We start from the raw sequence: 12,768 nt of genomic DNA on the forward strand, positions 1-12,768 counted from the left end.
TGGAGCCTTCCTGCATGAGCCGACTCGTCGTCATCTCCAACCGCCTGGCCGACCCGCGCAAGAGCGCTGCCGGCGGCCTGGCCGTGGCCCTGGGCGACGCGCTGGCACGCACGGGCGGCCTGTGGTTCGGTTGGAGCGGCACGGTCACCCGGGACGGCACACCCGGCGAAGGTGCGCTGCAAACACACCAAGCCGGCAACGTGACCCTGGCCACCGTGGACCTGTGCCAGGCGGACCACGCGGCCTATTACCAGGGCTACGCCAACAGCGTGCTGTGGCCGGTGCTGCACTACCGGCTGGACCTGGCAGACTTCAGCGCCAGTTACAGCGAGGGCTACCGCCGCGTGAACCAGATGTTCGCGCGCAAGCTGCTGCCGCTGCTGCGCGAGGACGACGTGATCTGGGTGCACGACTACCACCTGATCCCGCTGGCGGCGGAGCTGCGTGCGCTGGGTTGCCGCCAGCGCATCGGATTTTTCCTGCATGTGCCCGTTCCCCCGCCGCTCATCCTCGCAGCGCTGCCGCAACACGAGTGGCTGATGCGTTCGTTCTTTGCCTACGACCTGGTGGGCCTGCAAAGCGAGGCCGACGTCGTCCACTTCACACGCTACATGGTCAACGAAGCCCATGCGCAAGAGCTGGACGGGCAGCGCCTGCGCGCCTTCAACGCCACCGTGCGCGTGGCGGCCTTCCCCATCGGCATCGATGTGCAGGAGTTCCAGCGCCTGGGCCGCGCACCAGACGCCGTGCATACCTGCGAAGCCCTGCGCGCGGAGTATTCACGCCGCCAGCTGCTGCTGGGCATTGACCGGCTGGACTACTCCAAGGGCATCCCGCACCGCGTGCGCGCCTTCCGCCAGCTGCTGGAACGCTACCCCGAGAACGAACACAGCGCCACACTGGTGATGATCGCCTCGCCCTCGCGCGACGACGTGCACGCCTATGCCGACCTGCGCCAGGAGCTGGAGGGCCTGTGCGGCGCCATCAACGGCGACTATGGCGATCTGGACTGGATGCCGCTGCGCTACATCCACCGCACCGTCGCCCGCAAGCGCGTGCCCGGCCTGTGCCGCGCGGCACGCGTGGGGCTGGTCACGCCGCTGCGCGACGGCATGAACCTGGTGGCCAAGGAATACGTGGTGGCGCAAGAGCCCGAGGACCCGGGCGTGCTGGTGCTGTCGCGCTTTGCCGGCGCGGCCGAGCAACTCAAGGAGGCCTTGCTGGTCAACCCCTACGACACCCAGGGCATGGCCGACGCGATCCAGACCGCGCTGCGCATGCCGCTGTCCGAGCGCCAGTGGCGCCATGAACGGCTCATGGAACGCATCCAGCGCCAGGACGTGCACTGGTGGCGCAACAGCTTCCTGCAGGCGCTGCGCGACGAGGCTGCACCGCCGGTCACCGCGCCGGCAGGGGCCGTGGCAGCCACTTGAGGGTTGTCTGGGTGCACGCGTCCTGCGCGCAGCGGCCCCGCCACGCCCCAGCCGGTCAAGGCCAACCGCTGAGTTCAACCGGGTTGCTGCAGCAGAGCCAACGCCGCGTAGTCGCCCACATGGGCGCCCAGCCCCGCAGGCACCAGCTCTACCCCGGCGGTGAGCGCGGGGAAGTAGCGCGCCAGCTGCGCACGCAGCAGCGGCAGCAGCAGCGCCTGGTGGTGCAGGAACACGGCACCGCCCAGGCTGATGCGCCGCAGGTCCAGCGTGGCCACCAGGTTGTACAGCAGCCGTCCCATCAGCACGCACAGCGCCTGCACTTCGTCCAGCGCGGCAGCGTCACCCGCGTCCGCCGCCACCATCAGCGCGGGCGCCTCCCGACCCAGTCGGCGCGGCAGCGCACTGCCCGCAACGAGTGACTCCACATCGCCCTGGTTACCGCAGCCGCACAGTGCCACGTCGCTGCCCGCGTCGGGGTCGCCCACGTAGCTGTGGCCGGCATGGCCCGCGTTGCCGTTCTTGCCGCGCAGCACGCAGCCGTCCACGCACAGGCCGACGCCGATGCCGGTGCTCCAGGTCACGTAGGCGCAATCGTCCTCCCCCCGCAGCGCTCCCCACAGCCGCTCGGCCTGCAGCGCGGCCACGGCATCGTTGGCAACATGCACGCGGTCTGCGCCCAGCGCCTGCGCCAAGGGCGCCTGCAGCGGCACCCGGGTCCAGTCGTTGCCCAGGCCGCGCGGCGCACCGGCGAGCCCTCCGCAGATGTTGGGGTTGACCACTTCGACCATGCCCGCATGCCGCACGAATGGCCCGCAGGACGCCACGCCCACACCCGCCAGATCCGAACGCGTGATTCCCTGCCGCGTGCAGGCGGCATCCAGCAGCCGAAGCAACTGCTGGGCCAGCGCATCCGGCGCACCGGCCTTGGCGGTAGGCTCCGCCACGCGCGTGAGCAACACCGGCGGCCCGCTGCCGTTGGCAGGGTCCGCCAGGCACACGGCCACCTTGGTGCCGCCAATGTCCACGCCGGCATGCAGGCCCGGCGACTGGGAGGTAGGAGATTGCTGCGGCATGGGGCCCATCATGGCGCAACCGCGGCCGCCTCGGCTGTAGGGCAAAAACGTTTATCTCAATTGATAGCTACCCGCGCTTGTCCAGCGAGGGCTAGCGCCATAAAACGCTCACAACCATTTGACCGCTAGGCTGAGCAGGAAGCTCAGCAGCACGGTGCTGGCCAGCGGAATGAACCAGTCGCGCCCGAAGAGGCGGAACTGAAAATCCCCCGGCAGCCGGCCCAGCCCCAGGCGGCGCAGCCAGGGGGTGAGCCCGTTGATGAGCACCAGGGCGAGGAAAACGACGAGAAGCCAGCGCAGCATGGGCCGAGTGTAGGCGCCTGCAGCCCGCGCGGCGTGCCGCTAGTGTAGTGTTTGATTCTTAATGAAACTTAATTGAGCAACCACGCTCCAATGCTCTACTACGGTTTGCATTGGAGTGAAAAATTGCGAGTTGCCCCGACGATTGTGTTGACGGATGAAGAGGAAAGCGAGCTGAGCCGGCTGGCGCGCTCCAAGCGCACCAGCGTCAGATTGGCCCAGCGCGCCCAGATCGTGCTGCTGGCCGCGCAGGGGCTGCAAAACAAGGATATTGCCGAGCAGCTTGGCATTGGGCGCGTGCAGGTGGCGCGCTGGCGTGAACGCTACCTGCAATTGGGGCTGCAAGGTATCGAGCGCGACTTGCCGCGCGGCGCACCGCCGGTGAAGGTGGATGTGGCCAAGCTTGTGAAGCTAACCACACAGACCAAGCCCGAGGCGGCCACGCACTGGAGCACGCGCACGATGGCCGCTGAGTTGGGCGTCAGCGCCAGCACCGTGATGCGCCATTGGCAGGCCCACGGTCTCAAGCCTCACATCGTGCGCGGCTTCAAGGTCTCGCGCGATCCGCAGTTCGTGCAAAAGCTCGAAGACATCGTGGGGCTTTACATGTCGCCGCCCGAGCATGCGCTGGTGCTGTGCTGCGACGAAAAGAGCCAGGTGCAGGCGCTGGACCGAACGCAGCCCGGGCTGCCGCTCAAGAAGGGGCGCGCGGCCACCATGACGCACGACTACAAGCGCAACGGCACAACCACCTTGTTCGCTGCGCTCAACGTGCTCAACGGTCAGGTCATCGGCCAGTGCCAGCAGCGCCACACCCACATCGAGTGGCTGAAGTTCCTGCGTCAAATCAATCGGGAGACGCCCAAGGACAAGACGCTGCATCTGATCGCCGACAACTACGCCACGCACAAGCATCCAGCTGTGCAGGAGTGGCTGGCCAAGCACCCCAGATTCAACATGCACTTCACGCCGACCTCGGCATCGTGGCTGAACATGGTCGAGCGCTTCTTTCGCGACATCTCCGAGAACCGGCTACGCCGCGGGGTGTTCACCAGCGTGCCCGAACTCGTCTCGGCCATCGATGAGTACATCGCGCATCACAACACCAACCCCAAGCCGTTCATCTGGACCAAGAACGCTCGCGACATCCTGCAAAAGGTCATCCGCGCCAATAGCCGATTAAGTTCCAAACAGAATGCAACACTACACTAGGGTCTGTGATGGAAGGAGTCGCGAAGCTCATGACAGCCTGCCCATCAAGGCGCGTGACGCAGTGCGTGCGCCCGCACGCACAAGGAACGCAACACCGAGGGTGGCTGTCATGAGCTTCCCTTCGGGTTGCCTCGCAAAGGGGCCGTCTGCGGCGTTGCCCGCGCTTGCAAGGCACGAGCCTTGCGGCGCGCAAGCGCCTTGCATCCACCCCCTTTGCGAGGCAACGCGATCCCCTTCCCTAGTGTTCACAGGCCCTAGCGCTGCACGCCCCAGCGTCGCACCGTCAGGCGCTCCAGCGTGTGAAAGCCCAGGTTCTCCACCGCCAGGCCGATGGCGATCACCATGGCGAGGCCCGCGAAGACCTTGTCTGTGTAGAGCTCATTGCGGTTCTGGAAGATGTACCAGCCCAGGCCGCCCTGCCCCGAAGACGCGCCGAACACCAGTTCCGCCGCGATCAGCGTGCGCCAGGCGAAGGCCCAGCCGATCTTCAACCCCGACAGGATGGACGGCAGCGCCGCGGGCACCAGCAGTTGCAACACGTAGCGCAGGCCCTTCAGGCCGTAGTTGCGCCCCGCCATGCGCAGCGTTTCGGGCACGCCTTGAAAGCCCGCGTAGGTGTTGAGCGCCAGCGGCCACAGAACGGAATGCACCAGCACGAAGACCAGGCTGCCCTGCCCCAGGCCGAACCACAGCAGCGCCAGCGGCAGCAGCGCGATCGCCGGCAGCGGGTTGAACATGGCCGTCAGCGTGGACAGCAGGTCGCGTCCCAACTGCGTGGACACGGCCAGCGTGGTGAGCACGAAGGCACAGGCGATGCCCGCGAGGTAGCCCTTGAGCAGCACGGCCAGCGACAGTGCCGTCTTGTGCAGCAGCTCGCCCGAAGCCACGCCCTGTGCGAAGGCCTGCGCGGTCTGCAGGAAGGTGGGCAGCAGCAGGTCGTTGTCCTGCCAGCGCGCAACGCCTTCCCACAGCAGCGCCAGCACGGCGAGGATCAGCGCCTTGCGCAGCGCGCCCTGCTGCCAGAGGCGGCGGCCCAGCGGCAGCGGCTGCGCGGGCGCCACGCGTCCGAGCGGGGGCAGGGTGTGCAGCACTTCGGGGCGCACGGGCGGGTGCAGCGCGAAGGGCGCCGCGGAGACGGAAGAGGTTGGAAGGCTCATGGGCAGAGGTCAGGCGAAGGTGGGCGGAACAGGCGCGTGCGGGGCATCGGAAGGTGCGGCGCCGTGCACAGGCTCATCGAACAGCAGCGCATGCACCCGCTGCGCGGTGGCCTGGAAATCGGCGCTGCCCGCGCTGTGCAGACCGTACTGGTGGCAGTTGATCTCGGCACGCAGGCGCCCGGGGTGCGGCGAGAGAATGGCGATGCGGCTGCCCACCACCAGCGCTTCCTCGATGGAATGAGTGACGAACACCAGCGTGAAGCGCAACTCGTCCCACAGCGCCAGCAGCTCCTCCTGCATGCGCCGGCGCGTGAGCGCGTCCAGCGCCGCAAAGGGCTCGTCCATCAGCAGCACCTGGGGCTGCATGGCCAGCGCGCGGGCGATGGCCACGCGCTGCTTCATGCCGCCCGACAGCTGGTGCGGGTGCACGTCGGCAAACCGTGCCAGGCCCACCTTGTCCAGGTACAGCGCGGCGCGTTCGGCCGCCTCGGCGCGCGTGGCGCGGCGCGAGGCCAGCAGCGGAAACATCACGTTCTCGCGCACGGTCTTCCAGGGCGGCAGCTGGTCAAACTCCTGGAACACCACCACGCGTTCGGGCCCCGGCGCGGTGACCGCCTGACCCTGCAGGCGCACGACACCCTCGGCGGGCGCAATGAACCCGGCAATGGACTTGAGCAGCGTGGACTTGCCGCAGCCCGACGCGCCCAGCAGCACATAGCGCTCGCCCGCATGCACGTCGAAGGAGACTTGGTGCGTGGCACGCACCACGCGCTCGTGTGTGCGGTAGTCGAGGCTCACGCCCTGCACCTGCAACAGCGGTGCAGGTACTGCTGAGGCCGCACTGACTGGGTGGCTGGCCGGATGGACTGCTGGCTGATGGCCTGGGCTGGCGCCGGGCGGGCCGCCCCAGGCGGTCGCGCCGCTCGCTTCGCCCTGGAATGCGGTGCGCATCAGTTGCCTCCTGCAATGCGCGGATCGTCGAAGAAGTAGTCCTTCAGCGCCACGGGCTGGTGCTTGAGCGCGCCCACGCGGTGCAGAAACTGCCCCAGCCCCAGCGTGTTCTGCGGGCGGATCTGGAACTGCACCTCGGGGTTCTTCAGCACCTGCAGCAGCAGCTGCCGGTCGGTGTTGCCGCCGTGGGTGCGCAGGTAGATGTCGGCCGCCTGCTCGGGCTGCGCGGCAATGAAGCGCGCCGCCTCGTCCAGCGCGTCCAGCAGCGCGCGGTAGGTCTTGGGGCTGTCGTTGCGGAATTTCTCCGTGGCGTAGAGCACCGTGGCCGAGGCCGGCCCGCCCAGCACGTCATAGGACTTGAGCACGATGTGCGCGGCTGGGTTGGCGGCCAGTTCCTGCTCCTGGAAGGGAGGGTTGCCGAAGTGCGCGGTGATCTCGGTGCCGCCCTTGATGATCGCCGCGGCCGCATCGGGGTGCGGCAGGGCCACCTGCAGCTTGTCCAGGCGGTTGAATGCCGGGTCGCCCCAGCGCTGGGCGGAGGCCAGCTGCAGGATGCGCGACTGCACCGACACACCCACGGCCGGCAGCGCAATGCGGTCCTTGTCGGTGAAGTCGGCAATGGTCTTGACCGCTGGGTTTTTGCTCACCAGGTAGTACGGGAAGTTGCCCAGCGACGCCACGCCTTTCACATTCTGGCGGCCGCGCGTGCGGTCCCACAGCGTGAACAGCGGGCCTACGCCAGCGCCGGCGATGTCGATGGAGCCGGCCAGCAGCGCATCGTTGATCACGGCACCGCCCGAGAGCTTGACGAACTCGACCCGGATGTCCACACCCGCAGCCTTGCCGTGCTTTTCGATGAGCTTCTGGTCCTGCGCCACGTTCAGCAGCAGGTAGACGATGCCGAACTGCTGGGCGATGCGCAATTGCCCCTCGGCCGCCTGGGCCACACCGTGCGCGCCCAGCAGCAGGCCGGCGACCGAGCAGAGCACCGCAGCGCGGCGGGAGACGCGACGCAGGAAACGAAGAAAAAAATGGCGCAGGGGCCCGCGCACCGGGCGGTGCGATTGCGGTGTGGGCGTCGCGGAAGGGAGGGTCGTCATAGGTTCTGTCCTGTTTCAGGCAAAAAGTGGCCTTGGCGCTTACCCGACAAGCGCCAACAGCTATCAATTGGTGAGTGTGCGAAGGGGCGGCGGGATCAGCGGGGCGCGTCGCCCTCTACCGTGGTGCGGTAGAGCTTGCGGCGCTCGGTGTCGGGGGTGCCGGCGGCCAGGTGCAGCACCGCGCGGTTGTCCCAGAACACGAGGTCGTGCGGCTGCCACTGGTGGCGGTAGACGAATTTGGGCCGCACGCTGGCAGCGAACAGCTCCTGCAGCAGCGCGCGGCTCTCCTCCTCCGGCAGGTCCAGGATGCGCGTGGTGAAGTGCTCACTCACGAACAGCGCCTTGCGCCCCGTCGCCGGGTGGGTGCGCACCACGGGGTGCACGGCCGGCGCCACCTCGGCGATCTGCGCGGGTGTGAGCCGCGGGCGCCAGGGGTTGCGCTGGCGCAGTTCCTCATAGCGTGCCAGGTAGCTGTGCTCCGCCCGCAGGTGGGCGATGCGCTGCTGGGTGGCCTCGGGCAGCGCGTCGTAGGCGGCGTACTGGTCGGCAAACAGCGTGTCGCCGCCCACATTGGGCAGCTCCTGCGCATGCAGCAGCGAGCCCAGGCTGGGCTTGTCCTTGTACGACAGGTCCGAGTGCCATAGCGAACCCGCGTCGCCCAGCCCGGTGGGTTCGCCGTTCTCGTCGCGGATGTTGGAAACCACCAGCACTTCGGGGTGGCCCTGCAGCGCGAATTTGCGCTGCACATGGATCTGCAGCGGCCCGAAGCGGCGGCTGAAGGCTACCTGCTGCGCGGGCGTGATGCGCTGGTTGCGAAAGACCAGCACCACATGCTCCCAGTGCGCGCGCAGGATGCGGTCGAAGTCCGCATCGCTCAGCGGCTGGGCCAGGTCCAGCCCGAGCACCTCGGCGCCCAACGGGGCCGGCAGGCGGCGGATCTCAAACTCTTGCGATGCCTGTGAGGGCAGGCTCGGATCGTGGGGTAAAGCGGACATCGTGACAGCTCCTGTGCAGCGGTGGGTGAAGACGTGCAGTCACTGTAGGTGTCGCTTTTTATTTCTAAAAATACTGTTTTCTTGGTTGTTTAACACCAAAACATCTATAGAAACCTCAGAGCCGGTGGCTCCGGTCACCCTGCGCAAAGCCCAGGGGCCGCCACGGCGCGCCTGCGCCCACGGCCAGCACCTTGAACAGCTCGCCCATCTCGTGCTCCATCATCAACTTGGCCGCTTGGGCCCGCTGGGCCTGCGTCAGCCGCTCCAGTTCGGGTAGCAGACCGCAGTTGATGAGAAAGTGCGCCTGCGTCGTGTAGCCCAGCACCTGCAACCCCGCGTCCTGCGCGGCCAGGGCCATCGCGGTGAAGTTGACGTGCGCCGTGATGTCCTTGAGGCCTACGTCCGCCAGCGGGTCGGAATCCACCTGGTGCCCGCGGTGGCACACCAGCGTGCCCATGTGCCGCTGGGGGTGGTAGTACTCGTCCTCGCCAAAGCCGTAGTCGATCAGGAAGGCCGCGCCGCGCACGAGGTGCTGGGCCAGCGTGCGCATGAAGGCCTCGCCCTGGGGGTGGATCTCGGTGAGGTAGTCGTGCGGGCCGTCGATCTCCACCGGCGGGCGCAGCGGGGTGGGGCGGTCTTGCCACACAAAGCCGTTGCCCGACTCGTCCAGGGCCACGCCGCGTTCGTGCCACAGGCCCGCGCGGCGCTGCAGCAGTTGAACGGGCATGGCGTCCAGCACCTCATTGCCCACCACCACGCCCTGCATCTGATCGGGCAGGCGGTCGACCCAGTGCACGCGGTCGCCCCAGGCCGCCAGCGTGGCCTGCTGGCGTGCGCGCAGGCTGCCCGACAGGTCCACGATGGTGTAGCGCCGCACGCGGTCGCCCAACGCGCCCAGCAGCTGCGCGGCCAGCGCGCCGCTGCCGGCGCCAAACTCCCAGACCTCGTCGGTGGCGGTGGCGTCCAGTGCCTCGCGCACCTGGCGGGCCAGCACGCGGCCGAAGACGGGGGACAGCTCGGGCGCGGTCACGAAGTCGCTGCCGCTGGCGGGCATGGCGCCGAACTTTGGCAGGTCGCCCGCGTAATAGCCCAGGCCCGGCGTGTACAACGCCAGCGCCATGAACCGGTCGAAGCCGATCCAGCCTCCCGCCTCGGCAATGGCCTTGGCGACATGGGTCTGCAGGGCGCTCGGTAAAATTGTGGGTTTGCTCGTCACGCGCCCGATTGTCCCCCCAATGACCTCCCCTCCCCGCCCCCGCACCGTGCTGGTGACAGGCGCCGCCCGGCGCCTGGGCCGCAGCATTGCGCTGGCGCTGGCGGCCGGGGGCTGGCAGGTGGCCGTGCATTACCGGTCTTCGCAACAGGACGCTCTTGAAACCGTAGCTGCTTGCGGAGAACTGGCGGGTGCTAGCGCGCATTTTGATGCTGATTTTGCCGATGAAGCGGCCGTACGCGCCCTGTTGCCGCGCGTGGTGGCGCACTTCGGTGCGGTGGATGCGGTGGTCAACAGCGCCTCGCTGTTCGAACACGACACGGCCTCCAGCTTCAGCTACGCGCTGCTGGAGCAGCACCTGCGCAGCAACACCGGCGCACCCGTGCTGCTGGCGCAGGCGCTGCATGCCCATCTGGAGCAGCGCGCCGCCGCGGGCGAAGCCGACGTGCAAGGCGCGGTGGTGAACCTGCTGGACCAGAAGCTGTGGAACCAGAACCCGGACTTCCTGAGCTACACGCTCTCCAAGGCCGCGCTGGAAGCGGCCGGCACCATGCTGGCCATGGCGCTCGCGCCGCGCGTGCGCGTGGTGGGCGTGGCGCCGGGGCTCACCCTCACCAGCCATCTGCTGACGGGCGAGCGCTTTGAGCGCATGCATGCACTGAGCCCGCTGGGCCGCTCGTCCACGCCGGAAGACGTGGCCGCCGCCGTGCGTTTCGCGCTGGACAACCGCTCGCTCACCGGCACCACGCTGCTGGTGGACGGCGGCCAGCACCTGATGCGCTTCGAGCGCGACTTCTCCCTGATGTGAACCCCGCACGCCCCGTCATGCACACCGCCGCCGGCACCCAGATCCTCACGCTCACCGGTTTGCGCTTCGACGCGAACCTGGGCATCCTCGCGCACGAAAAAAACGCGCCCCAGCCCATCCAGGTGGACGCCGAGCTGAACCTGGGCACCCAGCCCCTGGCGCCGCGCGACGACGACATCCAGCACGTGCTGGACTACCGCAAGGTGCGCCAGATCATCATCGACGAGTGCACGGCCGAGCATGTGAACCTGCTGGAGAGCCTGATCGGCAAGCTGGCCAACCGGCTGATGCAGCTGCCCGGCGTGCTGGGCGTGCGCGTGAAGATCGCCAAACTGGAAATTTTTGATGACTGCGAAGTCGCCATTCGCGTCGAGACAGGACAGTGGTAAACCCATGAACACCGCCAACAACACCCTTCCCACCGCCGCCGACTGGGCCGGCGAAGAGGCCGCGCCCGATGCGGCCGACACACGCAAGATCGAGCGCGAGTCCCACAAGCTGGAAAAGCGCCTGTGCCGCGAGGTGGGCCGTGCCATCACCGACTTCAACATGATCGAGGAAGGCGACAAGATCATGGTGTGCATGTCCGGCGGCAAGGACAGCTACACGCTGCTGGACATCCTGCGCAAGCTGCAAAAGCGCGCGCCGGTGAAGTTCGACATCGTGGCCGTGAACCTGGACCAGAAGCAGCCCGGCTTCCCCGAGCATGTGCTGCCGGACTATTTCAAGAGCATCGGCGTGCAGTACCACATCGAGAACCAGGACACCTACAGCGTCGTCAAGCGCGTGGTGCCCGAGGGCAAGACCACCTGCAGCCTGTGCTCGCGCCTGCGCCGCGCCATCCTCTACAAGGTGGCGGACGACCTGGGCTGCACCAAGCTGGCGCTGGGCCACCACCGCGACGACATCGTCGCCACGCTGATGCTCAACATGTTCTACGGCGGCCGCATGAAGGGCATGCCGCCGAAGCTGGTCAGCGACGACGGCAAGCATGTGGTGATTCGCCCGCTGTGCTACGTGCCCGAGAAAGACACGGCGCGCTGGGCGCAGTACCAGCAGTTCCCCATCATTCCCTGCAACCTGTGCGGCAGCCAGGACGGCCTTCAGCGCGTGGCCGTCAACGAAATGCTGCGCGAATGGGACAAGAAGTTCCCGGGCCGCATCGAGAGCATGCTGCGCGCCATGGGCCACGTGGTGACCACACACCTGATGGACCCCCACCTGCACGACTTCAAGAACGCCAAGGCCACCGGCATTGCCGACCCGAATGGCGACATGGCGTTCGATCACGAGGAATTTCCGGTCGCACCCGCGCTGCCCGGCCTGCAGGTGGTGCAACTGGGCTGAACGCAGCGCCGCGCAACGCCGTACCATCACAGGCGCGGGGCCTGATGCCCCGGGGAGATACCGCCATGGCCTTCCTGCGCCACATTCCTGCCCTTGCGCTGAGCGCCGCGGCCGCACTGCTGGCCGGCTGCGCCGGTCCGCGCCTGGTGGAGAGCGACGTCAGCAGCTTCTCCACCCTCAGCGCTCTGCCCAGCCCACCCACCTACCGCTTCGAGCGACTGCCCTCGCAGCAGGCACAGGCCGCAGCGTTTGCACCCATCGAGGCCCTGGCCGAACAGGCGCTTGCGCGCGTGGGCCTGCGCCGCGACGACACCCAGCCACGGCTGGTTGCACAGATCGGTGCCGAGGGCGGCTACGCCACACCGCGCTACTGGCCCTATGCACCCGATCCGTTCTACGGCCGCTTCGGCTGGGGCCTGGGCTACGGCGGTGGCTGGGGTTTTGGCGGCATGGGCTGGATGATGGACGGCCCGCCCACCCTCTACCACCGCAAGGTCAGTCTGATGCTGCGCGACGCCGCTTCGCAGCAGGTGGTGTACGAAACCTCGGCCGTGTACGAGGACGTGTGGACGGATGATCCCGCCATCTACGGCGTGCTGTTCGACCAGGCGCTCACCGGCTTCCCGCGCCCCCCAGCGGGGCAGCGCAAGGTCCGCACAGAAATCACGCCACAACGCTGACCACCACACGACCTGAAAGGACCCGCCATGCGAAGCTCCATCCGACACCTTGTTCTGTGCGCCTGCCTGGGCACCGCGAGCCTGGTCGCCCAGGCATCCGGCCTGGGCGACACCCTGCGCGGCGCGACCAGCGGGGGTGCCAGCCCCTCCACGCTCGGCGGCATGTTGGGTGGGGGCGCTGCGCCGTCGGCCCTGTCTGCCATGGGTTTGAGTGGATCGGCCACCCCCAGCAACGCTGCCGGGGTGATCACCTACTGCATGAAGAACAACTATCTGAATGCCGACAAGGCCGCACTGGTCAAACAGCAGCTGCTGGGCAAGATGGGCCTGGGCGCGGCCCAGCCCGAGCCCCGCGACGAGGGCTACCTGAGCGGCCTGTCGGGCATGGTCAGCGGTTCCAACGGCAAGCAGTTCAACCTGAACCGCCTCAAGGGCGACCTGAAGGAAAAGGCCTGCGACTTCGTGCTCGACAACGCCAGTTCCCTGCTCTGACCCCACG

At 67.8% G+C, this 12,768-nt stretch carries 14 protein-coding genes; 7 read left to right on the forward strand and 7 right to left on the reverse strand.

Annotation, left to right across the window (positions count from 1 at the left end; translation table 11 throughout):
* Positions 1-14 precede the first annotated feature (14 nt).
* Entirely contained in the window at positions 15-1,433 is a 1,419-nt protein-coding gene (gene otsA, locus I3K84_RS10530; protein WP_196994461.1) for an alpha,alpha-trehalose-phosphate synthase (UDP-forming), read from the forward strand.
* Between the two features lie 74 nt (positions 1,434-1,507).
* Here otsA and I3K84_RS10535 read toward each other — a convergent pair whose 3' ends face one another.
* The gene (locus tag I3K84_RS10535) at positions 1,508-2,518 is read right to left on the reverse strand and encodes an ROK family protein (RefSeq protein ID WP_196994462.1); all 1,011 of its coding nucleotides are present in this window, start codon (positions 2,516-2,518) and stop codon (positions 1,508-1,510) included.
* A 96-nt stretch (positions 2,519-2,614) separates the two neighbouring features.
* Positions 2,615-2,809 (reverse strand): DUF2905 domain-containing protein, encoded by a 195-nt coding sequence (locus I3K84_RS10540; RefSeq protein WP_011803958.1) that lies wholly within the window; start codon positions 2,807-2,809, stop codon positions 2,615-2,617.
* Between the two features lie 90 nt (positions 2,810-2,899).
* Between I3K84_RS10540 and I3K84_RS10545 the strand changes: the two genes are divergently transcribed.
* Positions 2,900-4,018 (forward strand): IS630 family transposase, encoded by a 1,119-nt coding sequence (locus I3K84_RS10545; protein WP_231403305.1) that lies wholly within the window; start codon positions 2,900-2,902, stop codon positions 4,016-4,018.
* A gap of 254 nt (positions 4,019-4,272) precedes the next feature.
* On the opposite strand, the gene I3K84_RS10550 is transcribed toward I3K84_RS10545, so the two are convergent.
* The 5 genes from I3K84_RS10550 to I3K84_RS10570 all read right to left on the reverse strand — a co-directional run bounded on the left by I3K84_RS10550 (position 4,273) and on the right by I3K84_RS10570 (position 9,437).
* Complete coding sequence (locus I3K84_RS10550) at positions 4,273-5,175, reverse strand: ABC transporter permease (protein ID WP_012655545.1); 903 nt, start codon at positions 5,173-5,175, stop codon at positions 4,273-4,275.
* A 9-nt stretch (positions 5,176-5,184) separates the two neighbouring features.
* Positions 5,185-6,126: an ABC transporter ATP-binding protein gene (locus tag I3K84_RS10555; protein WP_196994463.1), complete on the reverse strand. Its 942-nt coding sequence runs from the start codon at positions 6,124-6,126 to the stop codon at positions 5,185-5,187.
* On the reverse strand, positions 6,126-7,226 hold the full coding sequence (locus tag I3K84_RS10560; RefSeq protein ID WP_231403306.1) for an ABC transporter substrate-binding protein: 1,101 nt from the start codon (positions 7,224-7,226) through the stop codon (positions 6,126-6,128). Before I3K84_RS10560 ends, I3K84_RS10555 begins: the two co-directional genes overlap by 1 nt.
* A gap of 95 nt (positions 7,227-7,321) precedes the next feature.
* Positions 7,322-8,221 (reverse strand): TauD/TfdA family dioxygenase, encoded by a 900-nt coding sequence (locus I3K84_RS10565; protein ID WP_196994464.1) that lies wholly within the window; start codon positions 8,219-8,221, stop codon positions 7,322-7,324.
* A 115-nt stretch (positions 8,222-8,336) separates the two neighbouring features.
* Positions 8,337-9,437 carry a class I SAM-dependent methyltransferase gene (locus I3K84_RS10570; protein WP_370567731.1) on the reverse strand — a complete coding sequence of 367 codons (1,101 nt, stop codon included), beginning with the start codon at positions 9,435-9,437 and terminating at the stop codon, positions 8,337-8,339.
* A gap of 19 nt (positions 9,438-9,456) precedes the next feature.
* On the opposite strand from I3K84_RS10570, the gene I3K84_RS10575 reads away from it, so the two are divergent.
* The 5 genes from I3K84_RS10575 to I3K84_RS10595 all read left to right on the forward strand — a co-directional run bounded on the left by I3K84_RS10575 (position 9,457) and on the right by I3K84_RS10595 (position 12,761).
* A complete protein-coding gene (locus I3K84_RS10575) occupies positions 9,457-10,242 on the forward strand; it encodes an SDR family oxidoreductase (protein ID WP_196994465.1) in 786 nt (261 codons plus the stop codon).
* A 17-nt stretch (positions 10,243-10,259) separates the two neighbouring features.
* Entirely contained in the window at positions 10,260-10,631 is a 372-nt protein-coding gene (locus tag I3K84_RS10580; RefSeq protein ID WP_011803955.1) for a dihydroneopterin aldolase, read from the forward strand.
* A gap of 4 nt (positions 10,632-10,635) precedes the next feature.
* The gene (gene ttcA, locus I3K84_RS10585; RefSeq protein ID WP_196994466.1) at positions 10,636-11,589 is read left to right on the forward strand and encodes a tRNA 2-thiocytidine(32) synthetase TtcA; all 954 of its coding nucleotides are present in this window, start codon (positions 10,636-10,638) and stop codon (positions 11,587-11,589) included.
* Positions 11,590-11,654: 65 nt separating this feature from the next.
* The gene (locus I3K84_RS10590; RefSeq protein ID WP_103738807.1) at positions 11,655-12,269 is read left to right on the forward strand and encodes a DUF4136 domain-containing protein; all 615 of its coding nucleotides are present in this window, start codon (positions 11,655-11,657) and stop codon (positions 12,267-12,269) included.
* A gap of 27 nt (positions 12,270-12,296) precedes the next feature.
* The gene (locus I3K84_RS10595; RefSeq protein ID WP_196994467.1) at positions 12,297-12,761 is read left to right on the forward strand and encodes a DUF2501 domain-containing protein; all 465 of its coding nucleotides are present in this window, start codon (positions 12,297-12,299) and stop codon (positions 12,759-12,761) included.
* The last annotated feature ends 7 nt before the right edge of the window (positions 12,762-12,768 follow it).

It is taken from the genome of Diaphorobacter sp. JS3051, from assembly GCF_015832135.1.
Lineage (GTDB): Bacteria > Pseudomonadota > Gammaproteobacteria > Burkholderiales > Burkholderiaceae_C > Diaphorobacter > Diaphorobacter nitroreducens.